The 26,506-nt window shown below is 37.8% G+C and carries 29 protein-coding genes; 27 read left to right on the forward strand and 2 right to left on the reverse strand.

Annotated features, from left to right (window positions below):
* Nucleotides 1-39 precede the first annotated feature (39 nt).
* From ACQ5H4_RS00580 to ACQ5H4_RS00615, 8 genes are all read left to right on the forward strand, one after another.
* The gene (locus tag ACQ5H4_RS00580; protein WP_430773022.1) at nucleotides 40-588 is read left to right on the forward strand and encodes a ReoY family proteolytic degradation factor; all 549 of its coding nucleotides are present in this window, start codon (nucleotides 40-42) and stop codon (nucleotides 586-588) included.
* 90 nt (nucleotides 589-678) lie between these two features.
* Nucleotides 679-1,143: a YpiF family protein gene (locus ACQ5H4_RS00585; protein WP_430773023.1), complete on the forward strand. Its 465-nt coding sequence runs from the start codon at nucleotides 679-681 to the stop codon at nucleotides 1,141-1,143.
* A 150-nt stretch (nucleotides 1,144-1,293) separates the two neighbouring features.
* Nucleotides 1,294-1,800 (forward strand): QcrA and Rieske domain-containing protein, encoded by a 507-nt coding sequence (locus ACQ5H4_RS00590; protein WP_430773025.1) that lies wholly within the window; start codon nucleotides 1,294-1,296, stop codon nucleotides 1,798-1,800.
* 3 nt (nucleotides 1,801-1,803) lie between these two features.
* Nucleotides 1,804-2,478, forward strand: a complete 675-nt coding sequence (qcrB, locus tag ACQ5H4_RS00595) for a menaquinol-cytochrome c reductase cytochrome b subunit (RefSeq protein WP_119708936.1) — start codon at nucleotides 1,804-1,806, stop codon at nucleotides 2,476-2,478.
* A gap of 54 nt (nucleotides 2,479-2,532) precedes the next feature.
* The gene (locus tag ACQ5H4_RS00600; RefSeq protein ID WP_430773027.1) at nucleotides 2,533-3,300 is read left to right on the forward strand and encodes a c-type cytochrome; all 768 of its coding nucleotides are present in this window, start codon (nucleotides 2,533-2,535) and stop codon (nucleotides 3,298-3,300) included.
* A 59-nt stretch (nucleotides 3,301-3,359) separates the two neighbouring features.
* Nucleotides 3,360-3,956 carry a lipoprotein heptaprenylglyceryl N-acetyltransferase LhaT gene (gene lhaT / locus ACQ5H4_RS00605; RefSeq protein ID WP_430773029.1) on the forward strand — a complete coding sequence of 199 codons (597 nt, stop codon included), beginning with the start codon at nucleotides 3,360-3,362 and terminating at the stop codon, nucleotides 3,954-3,956.
* A gap of 79 nt (nucleotides 3,957-4,035) precedes the next feature.
* A complete protein-coding gene (ypjB, locus tag ACQ5H4_RS00610) occupies nucleotides 4,036-4,830 on the forward strand; it encodes a sporulation protein YpjB (RefSeq protein ID WP_430773031.1) in 795 nt (264 codons plus the stop codon).
* A 60-nt stretch (nucleotides 4,831-4,890) separates the two neighbouring features.
* Entirely contained in the window at nucleotides 4,891-5,571 is a 681-nt protein-coding gene (locus tag ACQ5H4_RS00615) for a zinc metallopeptidase (protein WP_430773032.1), read from the forward strand.
* A gap of 37 nt (nucleotides 5,572-5,608) precedes the next feature.
* Here the strand turns inward: ACQ5H4_RS00615 and ACQ5H4_RS00620 are convergent, their stop codons facing one another.
* Entirely contained in the window at nucleotides 5,609-6,481 is an 873-nt protein-coding gene (locus ACQ5H4_RS00620) for a YitT family protein (RefSeq protein WP_430773033.1), read from the reverse strand.
* A gap of 247 nt (nucleotides 6,482-6,728) precedes the next feature.
* Here ACQ5H4_RS00620 and ACQ5H4_RS00625 point away from each other — a divergent pair, with 247 nt between their 5' ends.
* From ACQ5H4_RS00625 to ACQ5H4_RS00715, 19 genes are all read left to right on the forward strand, one after another.
* The gene (locus tag ACQ5H4_RS00625; protein WP_430773535.1) at nucleotides 6,729-7,052 is read left to right on the forward strand and encodes a nucleotide pyrophosphohydrolase; all 324 of its coding nucleotides are present in this window, start codon (nucleotides 6,729-6,731) and stop codon (nucleotides 7,050-7,052) included.
* Nucleotides 7,053-7,054: 2 nt separating this feature from the next.
* Complete coding sequence (dapB, locus tag ACQ5H4_RS00630; RefSeq protein ID WP_430773034.1) at nucleotides 7,055-7,852, forward strand: 4-hydroxy-tetrahydrodipicolinate reductase; 798 nt, start codon at nucleotides 7,055-7,057, stop codon at nucleotides 7,850-7,852.
* Between the two features lie 17 nt (nucleotides 7,853-7,869).
* Nucleotides 7,870-8,292 carry a methylglyoxal synthase gene (mgsA, locus tag ACQ5H4_RS00635; protein ID WP_430773035.1) on the forward strand — a complete coding sequence of 141 codons (423 nt, stop codon included), beginning with the start codon at nucleotides 7,870-7,872 and terminating at the stop codon, nucleotides 8,290-8,292.
* Nucleotides 8,282-8,989 carry a bacillithiol biosynthesis deacetylase BshB1 gene (gene bshB1 / locus ACQ5H4_RS00640; protein WP_430773036.1) on the forward strand — a complete coding sequence of 236 codons (708 nt, stop codon included), beginning with the start codon at nucleotides 8,282-8,284 and terminating at the stop codon, nucleotides 8,987-8,989. Before mgsA ends, bshB1 begins: the two co-directional genes overlap by 11 nt.
* 2 nt (nucleotides 8,990-8,991) lie before the next feature.
* A complete protein-coding gene (gene bshA / locus ACQ5H4_RS00645; protein ID WP_430773037.1) occupies nucleotides 8,992-10,152 on the forward strand; it encodes an N-acetyl-alpha-D-glucosaminyl L-malate synthase BshA in 1,161 nt (386 codons plus the stop codon).
* Nucleotides 10,136-11,335 (forward strand): CCA tRNA nucleotidyltransferase, encoded by a 1,200-nt coding sequence (locus ACQ5H4_RS00650; protein ID WP_430773038.1) that lies wholly within the window; start codon nucleotides 10,136-10,138, stop codon nucleotides 11,333-11,335. The genes bshA and ACQ5H4_RS00650 overlap by 17 nt, the downstream gene beginning before the upstream one ends.
* Nucleotides 11,320-12,300, forward strand: a complete 981-nt coding sequence (locus ACQ5H4_RS00655; RefSeq protein ID WP_430773039.1) for a biotin--[acetyl-CoA-carboxylase] ligase — start codon at nucleotides 11,320-11,322, stop codon at nucleotides 12,298-12,300. Before ACQ5H4_RS00650 ends, ACQ5H4_RS00655 begins: the two co-directional genes overlap by 16 nt.
* 239 nt (nucleotides 12,301-12,539) lie before the next feature.
* Nucleotides 12,540-13,376, forward strand: a complete 837-nt coding sequence (panB, locus tag ACQ5H4_RS00660; RefSeq protein WP_430773041.1) for a 3-methyl-2-oxobutanoate hydroxymethyltransferase — start codon at nucleotides 12,540-12,542, stop codon at nucleotides 13,374-13,376.
* On the forward strand, nucleotides 13,373-14,218 hold the full coding sequence (gene panC, locus ACQ5H4_RS00665; protein ID WP_430773042.1) for a pantoate--beta-alanine ligase: 846 nt from the start codon (nucleotides 13,373-13,375) through the stop codon (nucleotides 14,216-14,218). The genes panB and panC overlap by 4 nt, the downstream gene beginning before the upstream one ends.
* A gap of 30 nt (nucleotides 14,219-14,248) precedes the next feature.
* Nucleotides 14,249-14,632: an aspartate 1-decarboxylase gene (panD, locus tag ACQ5H4_RS00670; RefSeq protein ID WP_430773043.1), complete on the forward strand. Its 384-nt coding sequence runs from the start codon at nucleotides 14,249-14,251 to the stop codon at nucleotides 14,630-14,632.
* Between the two features lie 118 nt (nucleotides 14,633-14,750).
* Nucleotides 14,751-17,549: an ATP-dependent DNA helicase DinG gene (dinG, locus tag ACQ5H4_RS00675; protein WP_430773044.1), complete on the forward strand. Its 2,799-nt coding sequence runs from the start codon at nucleotides 14,751-14,753 to the stop codon at nucleotides 17,547-17,549.
* A gap of 77 nt (nucleotides 17,550-17,626) precedes the next feature.
* The gene (locus tag ACQ5H4_RS00680) at nucleotides 17,627-18,481 is read left to right on the forward strand and encodes a ComEC/Rec2 family competence protein (protein WP_430773045.1); all 855 of its coding nucleotides are present in this window, start codon (nucleotides 17,627-17,629) and stop codon (nucleotides 18,479-18,481) included.
* 178 nt (nucleotides 18,482-18,659) lie between these two features.
* Nucleotides 18,660-18,830, forward strand: a complete 171-nt coding sequence (locus tag ACQ5H4_RS00685; protein ID WP_119708921.1) for a YpmA family protein — start codon at nucleotides 18,660-18,662, stop codon at nucleotides 18,828-18,830.
* Nucleotides 18,831-18,845: 15 nt separating this feature from the next.
* Complete coding sequence (locus tag ACQ5H4_RS00690; RefSeq protein WP_430773046.1) at nucleotides 18,846-19,319, forward strand: cell wall elongation regulator TseB-like domain-containing protein; 474 nt, start codon at nucleotides 18,846-18,848, stop codon at nucleotides 19,317-19,319.
* A gap of 17 nt (nucleotides 19,320-19,336) precedes the next feature.
* Nucleotides 19,337-20,527 carry a pyridoxal phosphate-dependent aminotransferase gene (locus ACQ5H4_RS00695; protein ID WP_430773047.1) on the forward strand — a complete coding sequence of 397 codons (1,191 nt, stop codon included), beginning with the start codon at nucleotides 19,337-19,339 and terminating at the stop codon, nucleotides 20,525-20,527.
* Nucleotides 20,528-20,735: 208 nt separating this feature from the next.
* Nucleotides 20,736-22,031 (forward strand): asparagine--tRNA ligase, encoded by a 1,296-nt coding sequence (gene asnS, locus ACQ5H4_RS00700; protein WP_430773048.1) that lies wholly within the window; start codon nucleotides 20,736-20,738, stop codon nucleotides 22,029-22,031.
* Nucleotides 22,032-22,148: 117 nt separating this feature from the next.
* Nucleotides 22,149-22,856 (forward strand): DnaD domain-containing protein, encoded by a 708-nt coding sequence (locus tag ACQ5H4_RS00705; protein WP_430773049.1) that lies wholly within the window; start codon nucleotides 22,149-22,151, stop codon nucleotides 22,854-22,856.
* Between the two features lie 62 nt (nucleotides 22,857-22,918).
* Complete coding sequence (nth, locus tag ACQ5H4_RS00710; RefSeq protein ID WP_430773050.1) at nucleotides 22,919-23,587, forward strand: endonuclease III; 669 nt, start codon at nucleotides 22,919-22,921, stop codon at nucleotides 23,585-23,587.
* Nucleotides 23,574-23,912 (forward strand): YpoC family protein, encoded by a 339-nt coding sequence (locus tag ACQ5H4_RS00715; RefSeq protein ID WP_430773051.1) that lies wholly within the window; start codon nucleotides 23,574-23,576, stop codon nucleotides 23,910-23,912. The genes nth and ACQ5H4_RS00715 overlap by 14 nt, the downstream gene beginning before the upstream one ends.
* A gap of 13 nt (nucleotides 23,913-23,925) precedes the next feature.
* Here the strand turns inward: ACQ5H4_RS00715 and ACQ5H4_RS00720 are convergent, their stop codons facing one another.
* The gene (locus ACQ5H4_RS00720) at nucleotides 23,926-26,505 is read right to left on the reverse strand and encodes a PBP1A family penicillin-binding protein (RefSeq protein WP_430773052.1); all 2,580 of its coding nucleotides are present in this window, start codon (nucleotides 26,503-26,505) and stop codon (nucleotides 23,926-23,928) included.
* Between the last annotated feature and the right edge of the window lies 1 nt (nucleotide 26,506).

The following is a 26,506-nucleotide window of genomic DNA, read 5'->3' on the forward strand; positions in this document are numbered from 1 at the left end:
TTAATCGAAATTAGTTGTATGCAGAGGAGGGAAGCAACGATGACGACCCCTGTATCTGTCAACGAGAAAAAAGATTTTATTCGCTGGTTTTTAAATCATTATCAATTAAAAAGACGTGAATGTGTATGGATTTTAAATTACTTAATGAGCCATGATCAATTAATGGAGAAAGTGCACTTTGTTGATCAAGCGCAATATTGCCCACGTGGTCTCGTTATGTCTACACATTGCGTTGATGAAGTACCATTTCGTTTTTATAAGGAAAATGTGATGACAACGGATGCTGAAAAATCATTCCATGACATTCGCCTTAATCGAGATGAAGAGATTTATATTCAGTTGAATTTTCACGCATCAAATCAAGCGCATCAATATGTGATTGTGCTAGAGGATAATCCATTTATGCCAAACAGTCTGCAAATTAATGAAAAGGATCGTATCCTTGCTGAAAGATTTTTAACAACTAGTTTATCAAAATTCCAGCGTGATAAGCTTCTTACGTTGATTGATGATGCACTTGACAGACAGGATCAGGAAGCCTTTCAGAAACTAACAAGACAGCTAAAACTGCTCGGAAACAGTGAATAAAGAAGAAGCCTGCTAGTACATAGCAGGTTTTTTTTATTTCTAAAAAATGGTATGATAAGAATGATTTAATAGATAATTGGAGTGGTTCTTGTGAAATGGGTTTCTCAGGATATGGACATGTTTTTAGGAGCAAAAGAGTATGTAGACACAGCTGTGTTGCCTTTGTTTCCAGTGTCATTTGGAAATGATATTAAGCAGTCGGTTGCGATGACGGAATTTATCCAGCTGCTTACAATCCCTTTAGAAAGGCAGTTTAAGGGAAGGATGATTATGCTTCCAGGACATAGTTATCTAAAGAATAAGAGTAAAGAGAAGCTTTTAGAAGAAGTCATTGGTTGGGAGAAAGAGCTTTTCGAAAACGGATTTAAACATGTTTTTTTTGTTACATCAGATAGTATATGGAAATCCATTGAAGGGGAACTAAAGGGAGGCCTAATTTGGCTACCGTCCATCCCGTTAGCAGCTATGGATGAGGGTGCTAGAAACAGTATTTTAGAAGATCAAGTAAAACAGCTTTTACAATTGTTCATGCAAAAATGGCAAGACGATGTATAAAAAGAGATAATAGTCACACAGTTGACATCGTTTGGTCAAAGTATTATATTGACCTCGCTTACATCTTGATATATCATGGTTATGTCCTAGTTTTATAATGTGTTGAATTATGTCCGTTGGACTCAACTTCATAATAGAGGGGGGAAAAGTATGAGCAAACATCGTGTTTCTAGACGTCAATTCTTAAACTACACTCTCACTGGTGTAGGCGGTTTCATGGCTGCTGGAATGCTTATGCCAATGGTTCGCTTTGCTGTAGATCCAGTATTGAAAGCGAGTGCAAGTGGGGATTATATTCCTACACCGCAAAAAATCAGTGAAATTACTGAGGAACCAACTCGAGTTGACTTTTCATTTGAACAACAAGATGCTTGGTACACTTCAGAAGTAACAAATACGGCATGGGTATACAAGGATGAAAATGGGGAGATCGTCGCTTTATCACCCGTGTGTAAGCATTTAGGCTGTGTGGTTGACTGGAACACTGACAAAGCAAATCAAAATCGTTTTTATTGCCCTTGTCATGGTGGATTGTATGAAAAGGACGGGACGAACGTACCTGGTACACCACCGATTGCAAAACTTGATGTATATCCAACACAAGAAAAAGACGGCTTTCTACTTTTAGGAAAAGCCAAGCCAAGAGAGGAGGCGTAATAGATGTTAAACAAAATTTATGATTGGGTAGATGAACGTTTAGATATTACGCCTTTGTGGCGCGACATTGCTGACCATGAAGTTCCTGAGCACGTTAACCCTGCTCATCACTTTTCAGCGTTCGTGTACTGTTTTGGTGGTTTAACGTTCTTTGTTACGGTTATTCAAATTTTATCTGGTATGTTTCTAACGATGTATTATGTTCCAGATATAAAAAATGCTTGGGAATCTGTTTATTATCTTCAAAATGAAGTTGCATTTGGACAAATTGTTCGCGGCATGCACCACTGGGGTGCTAGTCTTGTTATCGTTATGATGTTCTTACATACATTGCGAGTGTTTTTCCAAGGTGCGTATAAAAAGCCTCGTGAATTGAACTGGATTGTCGGAGTATTAATTTTCTTCGTTATGCTTGGTTTAGGATTCACTGGATATTTATTACCATGGGATATGAAAGCTCTATTTGCTACTCAGGTAGGGATTAAAATTGCTGAGTCAACTCCACTTATCGGGGAACAAGTGAAAATCTTACTTGCTGGACACTCTGATATCGTCGGTGCTCAAACATTAACTCGTTTCTTTGCAATTCATGTATTCTTCTTACCTGGTGCTCTATTAGGATTAATGGGAGCTCACTTCTTAATGATTCGTAAGCAAGGTATCTCTGGTCCATTGTAAAACCTAAATATAATCTATTGAAAGAGATTGATAAAAAAGGAGGGGGATTGTTGTATGCATCGTGGAAAAGGTATGAAGTTCGTAGGTGATTCTCGTGTACCTGCAGAACGCAAACCGAATATTCCGAAAGACTACTCGGAATTTCCTGGCAAAACGGAAGCATTCTGGCCTAACTTCCTTCTCAAAGAATGGATGGTAGGGGCAGTTTTCCTTATTGGATATTTATGTTTAACTATTGCTCATCCATCTCCTCTAGAGAAAATGGCTGATCCAACAGATACGGCATATATTCCACTGCCAGACTGGTATTTCTTATTCTTATACCAATTGTTAAAGTATAGCTATGCTTCAGGACCATACAATGCGATTGGGGCATTTATTATTCCTGGTTTAGCATTTGGTGGATTATTGTTAGCACCATTTATCGACCGTGGACCTGAACGTCGTCCTTCTAAACGTCCATTAGCAACTGGTTTTATGTTACTAGCTCTTGCAGCTATTACATTTTTAACTTGGGAATCTGTTGCAACACATGACTGGGAAGCTGCTAAAGCTCAAGGTCAAATCGTTGCTGAGGTCGAGTTTGACCAAGAGTCTGACGGCTATAAGCTTCTCGATCAAAATGGCTGTTTAGCATGTCATGGAGGCGATCTCCAAGGGGGAGGGCCAAACCCAGCTTTAGTTGGTAATGAATTAACTGCTGAGGAAGTTAAGGATATTGCTACAAATGGTAGAGGCTCTATGCCTGCTGGAATGTTTAAAGGTACTGATGAAGAGTTAGAAGTACTTGCAGAGTTTGTCTCTTCTCTTAAAAGTGAATAATACCTGAGAGCTGGCATAGTATATGCCAGCTTTTTTCAAATGATAGCGAGGTGTGCAAGATGAAGTGGATTTACTATTTTTTAACCAATCGAATGATTCTTTGGTTCTTACTTGTAATTAATATTCTTGGGACCATCTACGCCTATTATTGGTACCGATATCAGCTAGCAGAAACACCACCGATTTTCTTACTCTTTGTTCCGGACAGCCCAACAGCTTGTTTATTTTTTGTATTTGTTTTAGTTGCCTTTTTACTGGGTAGAAATTGGCCTCTATTTGAGGCGTTAGCTATGGTGACCTTGTTTAAGTATGGTATCTGGGCAGTTGTGATGAACTATCTTGTATTAGTTGTATCTGGAGAGTTAGATATGATTGGTTATATGCTAATGCTATCGCATGGTGCAATGGCCTTACAGGGTTTATTATATGCGCCATTTTACCGTTTTAAGGCATGGCATTTAGTTGTAACTGGTATTTGGACAATACATAATGATGTGATAGATTATGTGTTTAAAATGCTACCTAGATATCATATGCTTGATGATTATATTCCTCAAATTGGTTATTTTACATTTTGGTTAAGTATTGTATCATTATCGCTTGCTTATTGGTTTGTAGTAAGAGCAAACAGCAAGAAAATGGAACTTACATTTTGATTCTAGCTATTCAATAATTTCTGGTCTAACCTTGTCCTCCCATACATAACATTTAATAGTATAAAGAGGGGGGACAAGTATGAAAGCAAGAGTTGTTATATTTATATGTATTTTGATTCTACTATTTCCTATAACGATACATGCAGATGAAACGTCGCCTATCGATAAGCTAAATTCAATTTCAGATGAGGCCTTACAAATGGTGAGATCATCTCGATATGATGATGCACATAAGCTTCTCTTGTATTTCTCTGAAGAATTCATTAGCATGGACCAAAGACCGTTTTCTATGGACGAATTACGGATTGTTACGGTCGCTCATAATGAGGCGTTAGAGGCAACAGCTAATGATTCAATGGAACATTCGGAGATCGTAAATAAAGTAACAAAGTTCCGCCTTGTTATGGACGCCATAAATACAGGTCGTCAACCTCTTTGGACTGAGATGGAAGGACAGGTGCTCATGGTATTTGGCGGTGTAAAAGAAGCGGTCAAAAGTGGGCATACAGAGAGGTTTCATGAGCAATTAAACTCTTTCCTATCTCTATATCAAATGATTCACCCTAGTTTAAAACTTGATATTAGATCAGAGAAAGTCCAAAGACTTGATACAAAAATCAATTATATTGATCATTATCGACCGAAAATACTTTCCGAGGAAAGTAGTATGAAGGATTTAGATTCGATTGAAAGTGATTTAAAGGGTATCTTTGAAGGAATGACCGAAGACGAAGCGGATCCTTCCCTTTGGTGGGTAATTTTTACAACAGGTAGTATCATTGTTGCAACTTTATCTTATGTAGGGTTTAGAAAGTATGCCGGTGAAAAAAATCAAAGGCGGGAGCAAAACCGCTCAAGAGAGCTAAAAGATTGACATCAATAGTTGTCAATTATAAAATTAGGGTAACAACTTGTTTTGAATTGGAGGAACATAATGACAACCCTTATTTACTTTGCTTTAATTATATTGGTACCACTTTGGGCTCAATTTAAAGTGAAGAGAGCTTACGCAAAATACTCTAAAGTAGCTTCTTCCTCCCATATTCGTGGGGCAGAGGTAGCTCGTAAAATTTTAGATGCCAACGGTTTATATCATGTCGGTGTAGAAGAAACTCGAGGACATTTAACAGATCATTATGATCCAAGGGTAAAAACAGTAAGACTTTCTTCCGAAAATTATCACGGTCACTCTGTAGCAGCCGCTGCGATTGCTGCACACGAAGTTGGACACGCGATTCAAGATGACCAGAATTATGCATTCTTACGCTTTAGACATGCATTAGTTCCTGTTGCGAATTTAGGTTCAAACCTATCTTGGATATTGATTATGGTCGGTATTTTTGCTCAAATTAGTGGATTACTTTTACTGGGAATCGTCTTTATGGCAGCAGCTGTTGTTTTTCAAGTTGTTACACTACCAGTAGAATTCAATGCTTCCAATCGTGCCATGGACCAAGTAGTTTCAATGGGGATCATTCGTAATGATGAGGAAAGAGAGACAAAACGCGTGCTAGATGCAGCCGCTTTAACATATGTTGCAGCAGCAGCAGTTGCTGTTCTTGAGTTAGTACGTTTAGTCTTGATATATACAGGAATGTCCAGAAGTGAAGATTAAATAAAAAAACAGCCCTTCAAATAGGGCTGTTTTTTTGTTAATGCTCGATAGGGCGTTTGTTTTCATCTAAAGTGAATCCCTCTCCCAATACATCATGCACCATTGTAACGGAAACAAATGCGTGAGGATCCACTGAAGTAATGACCCGCTTTAAAAGAACGATCTCGTTTCGACCAACAACGCAATAAAGAACTTCCTTTTCTTGTTTAGAATAAGAACCATGGCCTTTAAGAACAGTAACACCTCGTTCCATTTCGGTCATAATTTTGTCTGCAATTTCTTGGTTCTTCTCAGAAATAATGATGGCGCCTCTTGCAGAATAAGCTCCTTCTTGCATGAAATCGATGACTCTAGCTCCAACAAATACGGCAACAAGGGTGTACATCGCTTCTTGGTAGGTTAGGTAGAAAATTAGGGATAGTGAAATAACAACTACATCAAATAAAAACATTGTCTTCCCCATGCTCCAGCCAATGTATTTATGGACTAGGCGTGCAATAATATCCACGCCACCAGTCGTTCCACCGAAGCGAAAGATAATCCCTAGACCTACACCAATGAACACACCAGCAAACAGTGCAGCAAGAGTTAAGTCGTCTTTAAGTGGCATATTGATTTGATAGCGTTGAAAAATCCATAAAAACACAGAGACTGCGAGTGTACCAATAAGTGTATAATAAAAGACGTTTCTTCCTAATAATCGCCAGCCAATAATAAATAAAGGAATGTTTAAGAGTAGATTTGTGTAGGAAGGATCTAAATTAAATAAAAAATATAGTAATAAGGTTATACCTGTAAAACCACCTTCAGCTAGATTGTTTTGCATATTAAAATGAACAATGCCAAAGGAAAAGATAGCGGAACCAAGTAGAATAAAGAAGATATTCTTTAGTTTAAGCGTAAAAAGCATGCTGTTGACCTCACTTTATAAACGAAAATTTTTAGCTATTTCTATTAGTGCGTTTCTAATTATAGGGAAATCAAAGTTTAAACGCAATATCATAGCTGTTCTTCATTAAAATCTGATGAAGCGAACGTTATCAAATTATTTGTAAATAGTGTTCCTTTTAGCTAACATTGTAATAATAGGTGTAGAGAAAAATAGCTGCACACGATATGATATGAGGTGAATACCTTTGGAAAACAGTAATAAGACAATGAAGCAATTGCAAGAAGAGGTAGATACATACATTGGCCAGTTTAAAGAAGGTTATTTTAGTCCACTTGCTATGCTTGCAAGAATGACAGAAGAGCTTGGTGAACTAGCTCGAGAAGTAAATCATTATTACGGGGAGAAACCAAAAAAGGCATCTGAGAAGGCAAATACCATTGAAGAAGAACTTGGCGATATGTTATTCGTTCTTATTTGCTTTGCAAATTCACTCAATATTGATTTAGAAGAAGCTCATAACCGTGTAATGGAGAAGTTTAATACACGAGATAAAAATCGATGGACAAGAATTGAAACGGAAGGGGAATAATTGTGGAAAAGATTAAAGTAGTAGTTGCAGGACCTCGTGGGAGAATGGGTTCTGAGGCAGTAAAGCTGGTTATGAATACTGAGGAATATGAGCTCGTTGGAGCACTAGACTATAAGAATAATGGATTGAAGCTTAGTGATATTGGGTTTCCTTCTGCAGATGCACCTATATTTACAGAAGTCGAAGAATGTTTCAATACAGTAAAACCTGATGTGTTGATTGATTTAACAACACCTGAATTTGGAATGTACCATGCAAAAACCGCTCTTCTACATGGGGTTAGGCCAGTTGTTGGTACGACCGGTTTTTCTGATGATAACTTAAAAGAACTAGAACGTCTTTGTGATGATCAAAAAAGAGGCTGCATTATTGCCCCAAACTTTGCATTAGGGGCTGTATTAATGATGAAATTTGCGCGTCTAGCAGGTAGATACTTTCAAGATGTTGAGATTATCGAGTTACACCATGATCAAAAACTAGATGCACCATCGGGAACTGCTTTGAAAACTGCCCAGATGATTGCAGAAGTAAGGGATCATAAAGAGCAAGGGCATCCAAATGAAAAAGAAACGTTGTCTGGTGCAAGAGGAGCAAATTTTGAGGGGATGCATATTCATTCTGTTCGTCTACCAGGGCTAATTGCCCATCAACAAGTCATGTTTGGTTCATCAGGTCAAACCCTTTCTATTCGCCATGACTCATATAATCGTGAGTCGTTTATGTCAGGTGTAAAGCTAGCAGTTGACTCAGTGATGAAGCTTAATGTGTTTGTTTATGGTTTAGAAAATATAATTGAATAACTAGGGGGGGAATTATCTTGAACATTGCCTTAATTGCTCATGATAATAAAAAGGATGAGTTAGTACGTTTTTCAATCGCCTATAAGGATATTTTCGAAGAGCATACCTTGTTTGCAACAGGAACAACAGGCCTAAGAATTATGGAAGCAACGGGATTGTCGATTCAGCGATTTCAGTCAGGGCCACTTGGTGGGGACCAAGAAATCGGGGCAATGATTGCTAAAAATTCAATGGATATAGTGTTTTTCTTTAGAGATCCGCTAACGGCTCAACCACATGAACCGGATGTGACCGCGTTAGTACGTCTCTGTGATGTGTACGCCATTCCGTTAGCAACTAATATTGGGACGGCGGAAGTACTAATAAAAGGACTCGAGCGTGGTGATCTTGCCTGGAGAGACATCATCCATCAAGAACAAGGTGAGGGCAATGACAAATAATATACATATCCTATCCTTTGGAGCACATGCAGATGATGTTGAAATAGGCATGGGTGGAACAATTGCGAAATATACCTCTGAAGGGAAAACAGTAGTAATTTGTGATTTAACAAAAGCTGAGCTTTCAAGTAATGGAACAGTAGAACTTCGACAAGAAGAAGCGATGAAAGCGGCTGGAATTCTCGGTGTAAAAGAAAGAATTACATTAAATCTTCCTGATCGAGGATTATTTTTATCAGAGGGAGCGATTCGTCAAGTCGCTCATATTATTCGGTTGTATCGACCGGAGATTGTTTTTGTTCCTTATGAAAAAGATCGTCACCCTGATCATGGAAACTGCGCCAGAATTGTGGAAGAAGCCTTTTTTTCTGCCGGTATTCAAAAGTTTCAGACAGGGTTTGATGATAGGGCCTACCGACCTAAGCAGCTTTACTACTATATGATAAACGGATTTTCTACTCCTGATTTCGTAGTCGATGTGACGAATATGTATGAAAGGAAAAAAGAAAGTCTAGAGGCATATAAAAGCCAATTTACAAAGCAAGCGAATAGTATAGACACACCTCTCACGAATAATTATATTCCTTCTTTGGAGGCAAGGGAGCTTTTATTTGGTAAAGAAGTTGGAACTCTTTACGCAGAAGGTTTTAAAGTAAGAGCTCCGATTTTACTCAATCGTGATTTACTAGGAGAATAACAATGAATAAAAAAATGAAAATAGGTATTACCTGTTATCCAACAGTAGGGGGCTCGGGTGTCATTGCTACCGAGCTTGGGAAAATGTTGGCGGAAAATGGGCATGAGATTCATTTCATTTCTTCGAGCCTCCCATTTCGGTTAAATCGGATGTACCATAATGTGTATTACCATCAAGTAGAGGTAAATCAATACTCGGTCTTTCAATATCCTCCCTATGATATTGCTCTAGCTAGTAAAATGGCGGAGGTTATTAACCGTGAAGAGTTGGACCTTCTTCATGTCCATTATGCGATTCCGCACGCTGTTTGTGCCATTTTAGCAAAGCAAATGAGTGGAAGAGATGTAAAGATTGTAACCACATTACACGGTACCGATATTACTGTTTTGGGGTATGATCCTTCATTAACGGATGCTATTCGATTTGGAATTGAAAAATCAGATATTGTTACAGCCGTGTCTAAATCCTTAATTAGTCAGACGTACGACCTGATAAATCCTGATAAAACAATCGAGACGGTTTATAACTTTATTGATGAACGAGTCTATAATAGATCAGATTCCTCTCATTTAAAAGACGAGTACAGAATCCTGCCGGAAGAAAAGATAATCATTCATGTATCTAATTTTAGACCAGTGAAAAGGGTTCAGGATGTTGTTCGTACATTTGAGAAGATTACAAAAGAAATTCCAGCTAAGCTATTACTTGTTGGTGATGGACCAGAAATGACAGTCGTTTGTAAACTAGTTAAAAAGCTAAATATCGCAGATAAAGTGTTGTTTCTTGGCAAACAAGATAGTGTAGAAGAGCTTTATTCAATTAGTGACCTCATGCTTTTATTATCTGAAAAAGAAAGCTTTGGATTAGTTGCATTAGAAGCGATGGCTTGCGGCGTCCCATGTATTGGAACGAATGTAGGAGGCATCCCTGAAGTTATCGACCATGGTCAAAGTGGGTTTATTTGTGAACTTGGAGACATAGAGGATATGTCTGATAAAGCAATTGATCTTTTACGAAATTCAGTGAAGCACCAGCGATTCAGAGAAGCTTCGGTTAAACTTGTAAGAGAGAAATTCCAAGCGACGACAATCGTTAAGCAGTACGAAGACTTATATAAAAGTTTATTGCAAAGCGGTGAACAACCATATGAAAGAACCTTTTAAGTCAGCGATTCCAGTCCTTGAGTTAATTGAAAAAGCTGGGTTTAAAGCCTACTTTGTGGGAGGCTCTGTTCGTGATTATTTACTTGGACTTCCAATTAATGATATTGATATTGCTTCTTCTGCGACACCAAGTGAAATTAAAGAGATATTTCCAAAAACAATTGACCTTGGGATTGAACATGGAACGGTCATGGTTCTATATAATAACCATTCGTATGAAATTACGACCTTTCGCTCTGAGTCAGATTATGTAGATTATCGGAGGCCTACATCCGTAACATTTATTCGATCCATTGAAGAAGACCTTGCAAGGCGTGATTTTACGATGAATGCCGTGGCAATGAATCGATTTGGGGAGATACTTGACCCTTTTGAAGGAAAAATAGATATTGAGGCTAAAACGATACGTACCGTAGGAATGGCCAGTGAGCGCTTTTCAGAGGATGCGCTACGCATGCTAAGGGGCATCAGGTTTGTTAGCAAGCTTTCATTTGTATTAGATTCTGATACATACCAAGGAATAAAGGATAATAAACACTTACTTTCACATATTGCGGTTGAAAGGATTACAGCCGAATTAGATAAATTGATCAGTGGAGCCCATACGCCTCAAGGAATTCAATTGTTAATAGAAACAGAAATACATAAATACATACCGGGTTTAGTAGATAAAAAAGAAGCATTGATGCAGCTAGCCCAACTGCCGGTTCAATCATTATCCGTTGATGAAAAGTGGGCATTATTTTCTCACCTCATACAAAAAGGTGAAAAAGAAATTAAACAATTTTTTAGCGGATTAAGATTCTCAAATAAAAGAGTTCAACAGATTGCTTATTTGTCGACATGGTTAAATGAACGCTCAAGAAAAAAGTGGTCAATCGAGTCCGTATATGCTTCTAGAAAAGAGACAGCGCTTCAAGTGGAGAAGATTTACCAAACTTACAAAAGGAAGGTTGATCCCCTTGCATTTGCCAGCCTCCAGACAATCATTGAATCTCTTCCTATTCATTCTTTAGCGGATGTAAAAGTTTCAGGATCAGACCTAATTGAATGGAAACAGAAAAATGCAGGGCCATGGGTGAAGGATGTACTTAAAGAGATTGAAACAGAAATTCTCCATGGAAGACTTGAGAATAAAAATGAGGTTATAAAAGAGTGGGTGACAAAATGCAGTCTGAATTAAGAAAAAAGCTTCTTGAGGCATTTACGAATTCCGAGCAAGAGTATGTTTCTGGACAGTACTTAGCAGATGTAATGGGTTGTTCAAGAACAGCTGTATGGAAGCATATTGAGGATTTAAGAAAAGAAGGCTTTGAATTAGAGGCGGTTAGGAAAAAGGGATATAAAATCTTAAACTTGCCAAAGAGTATTTCAGCTGATCGCGTACAATTGGGGTTAAAAACAGAGTTTATCGGTAAAGTAATTCATTATGAAGAGACGGTTGATTCTACTCAAAAGATTGCTCATTTGTTATCGCATGAAGGGGCGGTCGAAGGGACCGTTGTGATTGCTGAGGAACAAAAAGGCGGAAGAGGAAGAATGGATCGTGTGTGGCATTCACCAAAATCTACGGGGATTTGGATGAGCCTTATTTTAAGACCGAAAATACCCATTCAGAGAGCACCGCAGCTTACTTTACTTACTGCTGTAGCAATTGTACAAGCAATAGAAGAAACAACTAGTTTAACTCCGCAAATTAAATGGCCGAATGATATATTAATTGAGCAACAAAAAGTGACTGGTATTTTGACTGAGCTTCAGGCAGATGCGGACCGAATTATTTCGGTTATTATCGGAATGGGTTTGAACATTAATCAAACAGAAGATGATTTTCCACCTGAACTTCATGAAATTGCTACTTCCTTACGTATAAAGGAAGGGAAGGAACTGGACAGAGCTGAATTAATAAAAGTAATTTTCCAAAAGTTTGAAACGCTATACAAGATTTTTTTAGATAAAGGTTTTTATCCTATTAAGTTATTATGGGAAAGCTATGCAATAAGCATCGGTAAAGAAATTACAGCAAGAACCTTGAATGGTTCAATTAGTGGAAAAGCACTTGGAATTACGGATGAGGGTGTACTGAAGGTAGAAGATGATTTAGGTGAAATACATCATATTTATTCCGCAGACATAGAACTTCACTAATTTGTAAATAGATAATTTAAGAAGATTTTGCTATAATTTGAAGCGTCGGGCAGTATCCACGGTGAACTGCACCATTTGGTATATACAAAATTTTATAAGTAGTCTGCCTAGATCCGAAGATGGACCGGGACAGAGGGATAAACAAAACATCAAATTCAGGGATCCTTCTGTGTATTTTTAGGATTCCTTTTTATATTGTAATCAAATGTTTTGTTCCTCTCCGGGAAAGGAGAATGTATATGAAACAGTTGAATGATTTTAGAAGTATGAAAAAAAATGGTGAGAAAATCGTAATGTTAACCGCATACGATTATCCTTCAGCCAAGCAAGCAGAAGGTTGCGAAGTAGACATGATTCTTGTTGGTGATTCACTAGGGATGGTTGTGTTAGGGTATGATTCAACGATTCCAGTAACAACGGCTGATATGATTCACCACAGTAAAGCGGTAAGACGTGGGGCTTCCAATACTTTTACAGTTGTCGATATGCCTTTTATGAGCTATCATTTATCCGTCCGCGATACATTACTAACTGGAGCAAAAATGATACAAGAAACCGGAGCACAGGCTCTTAAGCTTGAAGGTGCAGATGGGGTACTTGAACATATTCAAGCCTTAACTAATGCAGGAATTCCCGTTTGTGCACATTTGGGTTTAACACCTCAATCAGTAGCGGTGTTAGGTGGTTACAAGGTTCAAGGGAAAGATGCTCAAGCGGCACAAAAATTAATTCAAGACGCGAAGCTTTGTGAAGAAGCAGGCGCATTTATGCTTGTTTTAGAATGTGTACCAAAGCAACTAGCAAGGGAAATTACGAAGCAATTAACTATTCCGGTCATTGGGATTGGTGCAGGTGTGGAGGTAGATGGTCAAGTTCTTGTCTATCATGATGTCGTCACATATGGTGTGAATAGAGTTCCAAAATTTGTGAAGACATTTGGAAATGTAGATGAGGTAGTTACTAAAGGAATTTCGGCTTATGTATCTGAGGTGAAGAGCACTCAATTTCCTTCAGATGATCAGAGCTTTTCGATGAAAGAAGAAGAGTTAAAAGGTCTGTATGGAGGAGAAAGATGAAAGTAATTACTTCAATTTCACAAATGCAAAAAGAAGTACAATCACTAAAAAATGACAAGCTTTCAATCGGTTATGTCCCAACCATGGGATACCTTCACGAGGGTCATGTCCGTTTAGTAAAGAATGCAAGAGAAGAAAATGATATTGTAATTATGAGTATATTTGTGAATCCATTACAGTTTGGACCGAATGAGGACCTTGATGCTTATCCGCGGGATTTTGAGCGCGATAGTGAAATAGCAAGAAATGAAAAGGTAGATTATATTTTTTATCCATCAGTTGAAGAGATGTATCCATCGAAGCCTTCTGTTACACTGGTTGTTCAAAAGAGGGTTGATGTACTTTGTGGAAGCTCAAGGCCTGGTCATTTTGATGGGGTTGCAACCGTATTAGCGAAGCTTTTCCATATTATCCAGCCAACTTGTGCGTATTTTGGTATGAAAGATGCACAGCAGGTAGCGGTTGTTGATGGGTTAATATCCGATCTACATTTCCCAATTGAATTAATTCCTGTAGAAACCGTAAGGGAAGAGGATGGTTTAGCAAAGAGCTCCCGTAATGTAAGATTAACGCCTAAAGAGCGAGAAGAAGCATCTGTTCTGTATAAAAGCTTAAAAGAAGCGGAAAAACAAATCCATGCAGGGGAAAGAGATGTCGAAGTAATCATTTTAAACATGAAAAATACGATAAGTATGAATTCATCTGGAGCGGTTGATTATATAGAGATCTACTCTTATCCAGAACTGGAAAAACTAGAGGTTCTAGAGGGAAAAGTCATCATCGCTCTTGCAGTGAAGTTTTCGAATGCTCGTTTAATAGATAATCTGGTGCTCACTATATAGACAACGAGAAATAGGAGAGGAGAAATAACTATGTTTCGTACAATGATGAACGGAAAGATCCATCGAGCAAGAGTTACGGAAGCGAATTTAAATTATGTAGGAAGCATCACGATTGATACAGATATTTTAGATGCGGTAGGTATGGTTGCTAATGAAAAAGTTCAAATTGTGAATAATAATAATGGAGCTAGATTTGAAACATATATTATTCCTGGAACAAGAGGTAGTGGTGTTGTTTGCTTAAATGGAGCAGCAGCACGATTAGTCCAAGAAGGGGATGTAGTCATCATTATCTCATACGCAATAGTTGCAGAAGATAAGGTTGCCACCCACGAACCGAAAGTAGCCATTATGAATGAGCAAAATCAAATTGTAGAATTACTTCATGCCGAACCAGAAAGAACGATACGATAATTCCCCCTTCCACAGGGGGTTTTTTCATAGCCAAATGCAATTCAATCAATGGCTTCTACTTTTTCTTTTGGCTAATTTGTGTTACCGTTTGATTGAATGAATGTTCGAGGTGTGACGAATGACAAATCGTTTTGTAGTAGTAGATTTAGAAACCACAGGAAATTCACCGAAAAAAGGGGATAAAATAATTCAATTTGCCGCTGTAGTGGTAGAAAACGGCGAAATCAAAGAAACGTTTTCTTCTTTGGTAAGTTCAGATAAACCGATCCCTCTTTTTATCGAGGAGTTGACTGGTCTTAATAATGACATGTTAAAGGACGCGCCAACCTTTTCTGAGATAGCACCGAAAATTTTACACTTATTAGATGGCGCTTTTTTTGTCGCTCATAATGTTTTATTTGACCTTTCTTTTCTACAGGAAGAGTTAATTCATTCGGGGTATGAAGGATTTTTTGGACCAGTTATTGACACAGTTGAGCTCTCGAGAATTGTCTTTCCTACTGCTGATAGCTTTAAATTAACCGACCTTTCGATTCAAGAGGGGTTAGCACACGATCGCCCACATCAGGCTGATAGTGATGCATATGTAACAGCAGAGCTATTCCTTATTTTAATTAATTTGTTAAGGGATCTTCCTGAACTCACTTTAAGACAACTCTTAAAGCTCGCTGGAGGCTTGAAAAGTGATATATCCTTGTTGCTAGATGAGTATGTACTAGGAAAGTCTAGTTCAAGAGACGTGATCCCTGAAGGACTAGAAATATTTCAAGGTCTTGTATTGAGGAAAAAAGAAGAGTTAGACGAGATAGAACATCCTACAGAGGGTATCTATCCGAGCACGACCCAAGAAAAAGAAGCAATGTTTCAAAAGGCATTTAAGGATTATGAGAAACGAGAAGGACAGGTTCAAATGCTCGACCATGTGTATTCCGCTTTCCAAGAGGAGCGTCATGCCCTGATTGAAGCCGGAACTGGGGTCGGTAAATCATTGGGTTATTTGTTACCAGCAGCGATATTTGCCAACAACACAAATCATAAAATCGTGGTAAGTACGTACACGACCCAACTTCAGGAGCAGTTGCTAACAAAGGACATCCCATTGCTAAAAAAAATGGTAGACTTCCCTATAGAAGTAGTTCTCTTAAAGGGGAGACACCATTATATAAGCCTAGAAAAGTTTCACCAAACTTTATTCGAGGAAGAAGATAATTACGATACAAGCTTAACAAAGATGCAAATCTTAGTCTGGCTCACACAAACAATAACAGGTGATTATGAGGAACTGAACTTATCAAGTGGTGGTCTTCTTTACTGGAATCGTATAAAAAATGATAGTTCGTCCTTCGTGAAGGATCGTTCATGGCTATCTCACGATTTCTATTTTCTTACTAGACAACGGGTAAATGATGCAAAAATTATTATTACCAATCACTCATTGTTAATGGCTGACTTGAACGCAGAGCATAGTATCCTTCCTCCTTTTGAATTTGTCATTATCGATGAAGCTCATCATTTTGAAAAAGCTGTTGGGAAGAGTTTTAATCAATCTATTGATTATTTATCATTAAGAATGCTTATAAGTCAGTTTGGTAGTTCCGATCAAAGACAAACTTTCTATGAATTAGAGCAAATCTTTTTGAAATTGCCTATTGAAGACGACCATCAACTCTTGCACTCTTTTCAAGTAAATGAAATAATCGTTGAACTTCAGTTTGAATTAGACGACTTATTTAGAGCGATTGCGTTATTTGTAAAAAAGAACGCAAAAAAAGGAAACCAAAGATTGATTAAAAGAGTGACCCATGATGAATCAGCTAAAGAGTGGCACTCGGCGGTTGCATCTGCAGAGCGATGTCAGTTTTTATTGAAGGATTTATATGAGACCGTATGTAAATGGGTGGATGCTGTAAAAAGCCATCAACTTACCCTTGATGATCATCAAAAAATCACAATGAATGAAGTGATTTCGTTTTTAGATGAGATTGAACAGATCCGCAATCAAATGAAAAATCTGATTATTCAACCTCTACCTTCACATGTAACCTGGATTGAAATGGATGGAAGGGCAACGCAAAATTTAACTTCTATCTATTCTCAACCTGTAATTATCTCTGAATTTTTAAAGGAACATTTTTTTGATAAGAAAAAAAGTGCAGTACTTACTTCTGCTACTATGACAGTAAATCAATCATTTGATTATGTTTTGGATTCATTAGGGCTTGGAAAAGAGAATTGTAGTACCCTTCATATTCCTTCTCCGTTTGCCTATAAAGAGCAGGTTCAAGTATTAATCCCGGAAGATTTACCAGAAATAAATAAGGGACCTTTATCAGATTATGTGGCAGCCATTACTGAACATATCATCTCAATTGCAGAAGCAACAAAGGGAAGAATGCTGATACTCTTTACTTCGTATGATATGTTAAAGAAAACGTATGACTTAATAAAAGAAAGTGGTTTATTAGATGACTATGTTCTATTTGCTCAAGGAATTACAAGTGGAAGTAGATCGAGACTGACTAGAAATTTTCAACGGTTTGAAAAATCTATCTTATTAGGAACAAGCAGTTTCTGGGAAGGGATTGATATACCAGGGGAAGCTCTAAGTTGCCTGATTATTGTTCGATTACCTTTCACACCTCCAGACGACCCAATTGCGGAAGCAAAAGGAGAATTAATTCAAGCAAAAGGTCAAAATGCGTTTTCAAAGCATTCATTACCTGAAGCAGTACTACGATTTAAACAAGGTTTTGGAAGGTTAATCAGAAAAAAAACAGATAGAGGGTTTGTTATCATTTTCGATCGTAGAATTGTGACAACCACGTATGGGAAGGCCTTTTTAAAATCGATTCCTACCGTTCCAGTAAAAACATTAGACATTAATGAAATGTTAACCATAATAGAAGAATGGCTTTAAATAACATGTCCCCTCTAAATGGATAAATTTTCTTAAACATCACAAACTACAATTTAGAGTATTAGGGGGGACGAATAATGAGTTTTATTTTTACGATCTGCCTGATTGTAGCAAATTGGTATTACATACCTGCGGATTCGCCGTTTATTCCTGCTGAAGTAGAAAGCATTGACTTGAACTTAAAAGATGATGAATTAGCCGTTACATTTTTGCCTTTAACAAATGGGGAAGCCACACTTATCCAAAATGGACAAGGAGAACATATCTTAGTTAATACAGGTCATCAAGATTCAGAGGAAGAACTAAAGCGCGTATTAAAACTGTATAAGGTTAGTCATATTTCAACTATCATCTTAACGAGCCCGGAAGAAGGGTATGTTGGAAATTTAAATATGCTTGCTGAATTTTATGATGTAAAGCAGGTTATCACAAGCAAGTCTATAGCAGAAGAAATAGAAACGATAAAAACGGGAAGTAATGAGATACAGGATATTGGAATACATCTATGGGCACAGGGTACAAAGCAAATGCTTGTCGAAAATCTTGAAGCAGAAGTTTTATATAATGGTACTTCTAAGGAAGAAGGCTTGGACCTTTCTTTCACATACAAGAGTAGCCGATTTCTCATTCTTACATCAATGACCGAGGAATCAAATCGTACGTTGTTAAAGTTTGATCTTTCAAATGTTAATATCGTCAAAATTCCACAATTTGCAGTGGAGAATTCCATAAATGAAAAATTATTAAGACATATGGATCCTCAATTGGCTGTCATATTTCAATCTAAGCATCTAGCTCCCCATCAGGATATATTAAAGCTACTTCAAGATATTTGGCTTGATGTTCATTACACTAAAATGCACGGAATTTTAACAATTAAATTCACTCCTAAGAACTATGAAATCATATCTATTTCCAAGTCAGAGGAATAAAAAAGTCCGCGCTTATACAGCGCGGGAAAATTGTGTGTGAACTAGAAAAAAATTTAATATCAATCGCTCAAAAGCTGTTATAATGTTTGATAAGAAATAAGCAGTTGCTTAAATATATTGTAACCTTTTCTGAAAAAGCTATTGCTAACAAATATTAGAGAATGGAGTGAAATATGTAGTGGAAAGTAAAATAGAGGTATTGTCAACTGTAAAGGTTGAGTATACATCAGACCTTTATAAGGTGGTCGATGCCTTAAATCGGACGTTAAAAAGAGAGAATTTAATGTTCGGTCTAGCTCTAGATCAACAAGATAACTCAAAAGCAGTATTTACTATTTATCGTACATAAAGTGGTGCTAAATTCATGAAGAAGTGGTTTTGGATAGCAATAATTGGAGTAATTATCCTCATCGGAATTATGATTAAAATATATTTAAACGCAACTGCACCAATTGCTGATGCGGAAAGTCGTGCTACAGCAATCACTATGGAAGAAACGGAAATAACTGATATTACGGAATTTTCGCTATACCATGGATCGGATGCGTATTATGTTGTTCAAGGCAGCAACAAAGAAGGGGAAAAGCTGATTGCTTGGATTCCTGAAAAAGGTGGAAAAATAGTGGTCTTACCGGCAGAAGATGGAATCACAAAGTCTGAAGCGATTAATACTTTATCTAATGAAGTATCTCCCGACCAAATTATAGATGTTCGTTTAGGGATGGAAAAGAACAACCCACTATGGGAAATTTACTATCGCTCAAACAACGATAAGATTAACTACTTCTATATTGATTTTGAAACAGGGGAAGAAGTTAGAGAAATAAAGAACTTATGATTTTGGAGGCAAAGAAAATGGGATTTGCATTAGCGAAAAGAGTAAAGGCATTAACACCATCGACAACTTTAGCAATTACTGCAAAGGCAAAAGCATTAAAGGAAGAAGGCCATGATGTGATTGGATTAGGTGCTGGTGAGCCAGATTTTAATACGCCACAGCATATCATTGATGCTGCTGTGGCATCAATGAATGAAGGTCAAACAAAGTACACTCCTTCTGCAGGGTTGCCAAAGCTTTTAGCTGCGATTGCGACAAAGTTTAAAGAAGATCAAGGCATTGACTATTCAGCAAAAGAAATCATTGTTACCAATGGAGCAAAACACGCTCTTTATACACTTTTTCAAGTAATCTTAGATGAGGGGGATGAAGTCATCATCCCAACTCCTTATTGGGTAAGTTACCCTGAACAAGTAAAGTTAGCTGGAGGACAACCAGTTTATATCGATGGACTTGAAGAAAATGAGTTTAAAATTACACCTGCTCAATTATCTGACGCCATTACAGAAAAGACAAAAGCGGTAATTATCAATTCTCCAAGTAATCCAACGGGAATGTTGTATACAGAAAAGGAGCTATTTGAGCTAGGGCAAATTTGTTTGCAAAAAAATGTATTAATCGTTTCTGACGAGATTTATGAAAAGCTTGTTTACGGAGAAAATAAACATATTTCTATTGCTCAATTATCACCTGAATTAAAAGAACAAACGATTATTATTAATGGCGTGTCGAAGTCACATTCCATGACAGGATGGAGAATTGGATACGCAGCAGGAAATCGTGAAATTATTGCTGCCATGACCAATCTTGCTAGTCATAGTACATCAAACCCTACGACAACTGCTCAGTTTGGTGCAATTGCGGCATATAACGGTTCACAGGAACCTGTTTCTGAAATGAAAAAGGCTTTTGAAGAGCGCTTAAACATTATTTTTGATCAGCTATTACAAATCCCAGGCTTTACCTGTGTGAAGCCACAAGGTGCATTTTATCTATACCCAAATGCAAGCAAAGCGGCTCAAGCCTGTGGATATGATTCAGTAGACGGATTTGTGGAAGGTTTACTTGAGGAGGCAAAGGTCGCGGTTGTTCCAGGTTCTGGCTTCGGAACACCTGATAATATTCGCCTCTCGTATGCGACGTCATTAAACCAGTTAGAAGAAGCTATTAAACGTATGAAAACCTTTGTAGAAAATAAAATGGCTTAACATAATGAAACAGAGTGCAATGGCATTCTGTTTTTTCTTTGATATAAACTTGATAGTCTATATTTCGAATTGTATAATGAGATGGGACTTTACGCATTCAAACGAAGTTTAAACTGTTAAAGAGAAGTTGATACTTACTTATAGGTGTTATAAACAAATATTTTATACATACTTTTAGCTTCTTTTTAGATTTTTGGAGGGAATTGTCGTGAATAAAACAACTATTTCACAAGTTCACAAATATGTTGGAGAAGATGTTAAAATCGGAGCTTGGATTGCTAATAAGCGTTCTAGTGGAAAAATAGCTTTCCTTCAGCTTCGCGATGGGACAGGCTTCATTCAAGGTGTTGTTGTTAAAGCAGAAGTAGATGAAGAAGTATTTCAGCAAGCAAAAGGAATCACGCAAGAATCCTCTGTATATGTGACAGGAACGGTACAAAAAGATGAGCGTTCTCCATTCGGCTATGAGCTGCAAGTTAAAGGAATTGATGTGATTCATCAATCGGTTGACTATCCAATTACACCAAAGGAACATGGAACAGAGTTTTTAATGGATAATAGACATCTTTGGTTACGTTCTAAACGTCAGCATGCGGTGATGAAGGTTCGTAATGAAATTATCCGAGCTACGTATGAGTTTTTTAATGAGCAAGGATTTTCAAAGGTGGATCCTCCGATTTTAACAGGTAGTGCACCTGAGGGGACAACGGAATTATTTGCAACAAAGTACTTTGACGAGGATGCTTATCTTTCACAAAGTGGACAGTTATATATGGAAGCTGCAGCCATGGCGCTAGGTAAGGTTTTTTCGTTTGGACCTACTTTCCGCGCAGAAAAATCAAAGACTCGCCGACACTTAATTGAGTTTTGGATGATTGAACCTGAAATGGCATTTGTGGAGTTTGAAGAAAACTTAGAAGTACAAGAACAATATGTGTCACATATTGTTCAATCTGTTTTGAAAAACTGCCAATTAGAATTGAAGACATTAGGTAGAGAGACAGAGAAGCTTGAGAAAATTCAAGCACCTTTCCCTAGAATTAGTTATGATGATGCCATTAAATTCTTACACGAGAAGGGCTTCACAGACATTTCTTGGGGTGATGATTTTGGTGCACCTCATGAGACGGCGATTGCAGAGAGCTATGATAAGCCTGTGTTTATTACCCACTATCCGACAACTTTAAAGCCATTTTATATGCAGCCACATCCAAACCGTGATGATGTTGTTTTATGTGCAGATTTAATTGCTCCAGAAGGATATGGAGAAATTATCGGTGGGTCAGAGCGTATTCATGATCATGAGCTTTTAAAGCAACGCTTAACGGATCATGGACTAGCTTTAGAAGCGTATGAATGGTACTTACAATTAAGAGAATTTGGTTCTGTTCCGCATTCAGGATTCGGTCTTGGGTTAGAAAGAACAGTAGCTTGGATAAGTGGTGTCGAGCATGTTAGGGAAACCATTCCATTCCCACGTTTATTAAACCGCTTGTATCCTTAATCAAAGAAGAAGCTCGCTTATGCGAGCTTTTTTTATTGTCTGTATATATTTGGCAATCACTGAAAGTTCCTTACTGAACATCTTACTTCATGTTATACTAAAGGGGAGGTGTCTTGAATGAAAGAGAATATGCTTGATTGGATGAAACTAGGGAATACCACAATCCCTAATGCTCTATTAACTTCTTATAAACTTCTTAATATTGATGAACTTGAATTATTACTATTAATTCACGTATATAGTTTTACCGAAAGAGGCAATAGTTTTCCAACCCCGAATGAGATATCTTCTCTAATGACAATTACCAGCACTCAGTGCTCAGATATGCTTCGCCGACTTATTCAAAAGGGACTCATTGAGATTGAAGATGGGCATTCGAGCGATGGAATTCGTTTTGAGAAATACTCTCTGGATCCTCTATGGGATAAGCTTTTAGATGTTTTTCTACAACAGAAAAAAGCCAAAGTTTTTATGGAGCAACAAACAGTAGAAACGGATGTGTATACATGCTTTGAACAGGAATTTGGTAGACCATTATCGCCATTTGAGTGCGAGACCCTTGCTCTCTGGATGGATGATGATCGGCATGACCCTGTGATTATTAAGGCAGCATTAAAGGAGGCTGTTATTTCAGGTAAGTTGAATTTCAGATATATTGATCGCATTCTTTTTGAGTGGAAAAAGAACGGAATCAAAACCGTTGATCAGGCAAAAAATTATGGAAAAAGATTTAGGCCACATCAATCACAAGCGAAAAATAAACAAATTGATCGACCAGAAAATAAAACCGAACCTATTCCATTTTATAATTGGCTTGAACAATAAATCGTGCAAGAGAGCATAGTCTCTCATTTTTTTTACATTTTTTTGAAAGTTGAGTGGATGAAATGCTGAATAAAGAGCAAATAAGATTTTGTTTGGATACGATGGGTGAAATGTTTCCTGAAGCGCATTGTGAATTAAATCATTCAAATGCTTTTGAACTTGTGATAGCAGTGGCATTATCTGCCCAATGTACCGACGTACTTGTAAACAAGGTAACAAAAACTTTGTTTGAAAAATATAAAACTCCAGAAGATTATTTGAAAGTTTCACTTGAAGAATTGCAAAATGACATCAGGTCAATTGGTCTCTTTCGAAATAAAGCAAAAAATATCCAAAAGCTCTCTCAACTTCTACTAGATGAGTACAATGGGGAAGTACCTATGGATCGCGATGAGCTAACCAAGCTTCCTGGTGTTGGTAGAAAAACAGCTAACGTAGTCGTGTCAGTTGCTTTTGGTATACCAGCCATTGCGGTGGATACTCATGTTGAAAGAGTGAGTAAAAGACTGGCCATATGTCGTTGGAAGGATTCTGTACTAGAAGTTGAGAAAACACTAATGAAAAAAGTACCGAGGGATGAGTGGTCAGTAACCCACCACCGAATGATTTTCTTTGGCAGATATCATTGCAAAGCACAAAACCCTCAGTGTCCAAGCTGTCCTTTACTAAACTTATGCCGAGAAGGAAAAAAGAGAATGAAAGGTCAACTGGTAGTTCATGAGCAAAAATGATATTCAAATTGGATTTCGAGAGTGGAAAAATATAGAGAGACAGATTGAGGAGCTTATTAAAATTAGAGAAAAACAAGAAACGGCTAGGCTCATGGATAAAGGCTTATCTGTATTTCATGAAATGGTACTATTAATAAATAATATGGAACCTATACCTGATAATGTTTCATGGAAAGAAGTGAAAATTAAGCCCATTAATGTCGAGGAAAGATTGAGTTTTATCCAGGGGCGACGGGGTTCTTTCCACTCTTATAAGCAATTAGTAGAGCTCTTTAAAGAACTGGAAAAACAATACGCAAAAAAGGCATCTTTAGAAAAATACTAAAGATGCCTTTTTTTTAATTATTACCTGATCCTTGATTGTTAGTATTACCAGTATTTCCTGTACTAGTATTCCCGTTACCATTACCAGTTCCAGTACCAGTACCAGTATTTCCAGTATTGGAATTACCGCCTGTTTCTCCCGTTTCGGTAGTTCCCTCTTCGGTACCTTCCTCATTTTCGGTTTCTTCCTCTTCCACCTCTTGTTCTTCTTCCTCTTGAGGAATCACTACTTCTATTGTTGTAGTAACTGCTTCACTTAGCTGAGTATCACGAACGGCAATTACCTTGAAGGTATAATAGCCAGGTGTTTCTGCTTTTAAGCGAACCTGCTTCTCTGCAGTGGTGTTTAGAAGTTGTTCTCCACCATCATTTAAGGATCCATATAACTGGAATTGCACGCCTTCCGCATTGTCACCGCTGTATTCCCAAGTTACAAGAAGTTCCTTAGTCGCTTCATCAAGAGTAACTTTTAAATTGCTAGGTGCTGAAGGCTTATCATATTTATTTGATACTTGTTTTGGTGCACTTCCTTTAACTGCATACTCAATGATTACTTGATCATTAGGAGTGTATTCGCTTGCTAGCTTTGCAGGGAATGTCCCTTTTTCAATTCGTACTTTTTCTACACTGTTAGGTACTGCAAAGTCAGCTGTTTCTTTTCCTTGAGATACTTGGGTCATAAGGTTTTTAAAGATTAACTGAGAGATTTTCTGTTCGTCGCTTGTTAGCCAATTTTTTGTACGATCGTCATATCCTGTCCAGACCGCCGCTGTGTAGTTGGTTGTGTAACCAACAAACCAAGAATCAGGAACAGCACCGGATGGGATACCATATTTGTCTTTTTCTGTCTTAGGATAGTTCGTTGTTCCTGTTTTACCAGCGACTGCAAGGCCGTCTACTCTGGCACGAGAACCCGTACCGTAAGTTAAAACATCCTTTAACATATCAGTGATCATAAATGCCGTATAATCTTTCATAACCACTTCAGTTTCAGGTTTTAAATCAAGCTTTGTTCCATCACGAAGTTCAATCGTAACGACGGAATATGGTTCTGTGTAAAAGCCGTTATTTCCAAATGCGCTATATGCACCCGCCATCTGGAGGGAGGAAACGCCTTTATCGGCTCCACCTAATCCACCAATGGAATAGGATTCTGTTAACTCACTAACAGGTATTCCTAGTTTCGCGCCGAATTCTTTTGATTTATCAAGCCCAACCTCTTGCATCGCTTTTAAGGCAGGTATGTTACGTGAAAGAGCAAGAGCTGTTCTCATCGTCATCGAGCCCATATGCTTGTTATCCCAGTTATTTATTTCTTGCCCGCTTGAATACGTATATGGTTCATCCACTAATGTCTGATACGTTCCCCAATTCAAGTATTCAATTGCAGGACCGTAGTCTAAAACCGGTTTAATAGTCGAACCAGGTTGACGTCTTGGGTCAGTCGCATAATTAAATCCGAATGTTTGTGTTTGGTTTCTTCCACCACCGAGCGCACGAATGGCGCCCGTTTTTGTATCTAGTAAGGTGATTCCCGCTTGGAATTTTTCATCAGGGAATTCCACAATTTCATTGCCATCAAGAATTTGTTCTACATATTCTTGAGCACTTGTATCTAATGTTGTGTAAATTTTTAAGCCTTCAGAGAACGGATCAAGATCAGGATACTTTTCTTCAATTTCTTTAATAACCTGTCCTACAAAGGAGTCATAGGCAATTTCCCCATTGGTCTCGCGTTTGTCTTCTGGGACAAGTGCAGCAGATACATCAACCGATTGTGCAGCTACCATCTCTTCCTCTGTAATATAGCCGTGTTGATTCATTAAAGAGAGAACAATATCCCTACGTTTTTTAGCCTTTTCAGGATATTTGAAAGGGTCGTAATTTGCTGGACTTTGTGGTAAACCAGCTAATAATGCTGCTTCATCTAATGTAAGCTCATCTAAGGTTTTATCGTAATAGGTTTTCGCAGCTGTAGCAACACCGTGTCCGCCACTACCCATCCAGTTTTTATTTACGTAAATTTCAAAGATTTCTTCCTTTGTATACTGTTGTTCTAGCTGAAAAGAAAGCCATGCTTCTTGTGCTTTACGTGAAAGAGTTTTTTCATGAGTTAAGAATGAATTTTTTACAACCTGCTGTGTAATCGTACTAGCTCCTTCAGAACCGAAGCCGTCGGTGACGTTCGCGATAACCGCACCACCTAAACGAATCAAGTCAATTCCATTATGTTCAAAAAAGCGAGAGTCTTCCGTTGCAATAAAAGCATCTCTAACCGTTTTCGGTATATCTTCATAATTTACATAGTCCCTTTTTACGGACCCAATCTCTGTGAAAGGCTTTCCGTTCATATCAAAGACTTGGGAGGAAATCGGATCCTTTAAAAGTGCTTCATCAAGTTCTGGAGTGTCTTTAATCATATATGCAAATGTAGCAGCACCGACAACAATCCCTGTAATTCCAAGTGCGACAAGGATAAGAAAAATCTTCATGAACAATCCTTTTGTAGGCTTTTTGCCTTTTTTCTTATTAGATTGTTTCTGCTTTTCTAACTGTTTGCGGCGCTCCTCTCTAGATTGATATTGCTCTGCCATA

It is taken from the genome of Bacillus coreaensis (genome assembly GCF_050586445.1).
Taxonomy (GTDB): Bacteria; Bacillota; Bacilli; order Bacillales; family Cytobacillaceae; genus Robertmurraya_A; species Robertmurraya_A coreaensis.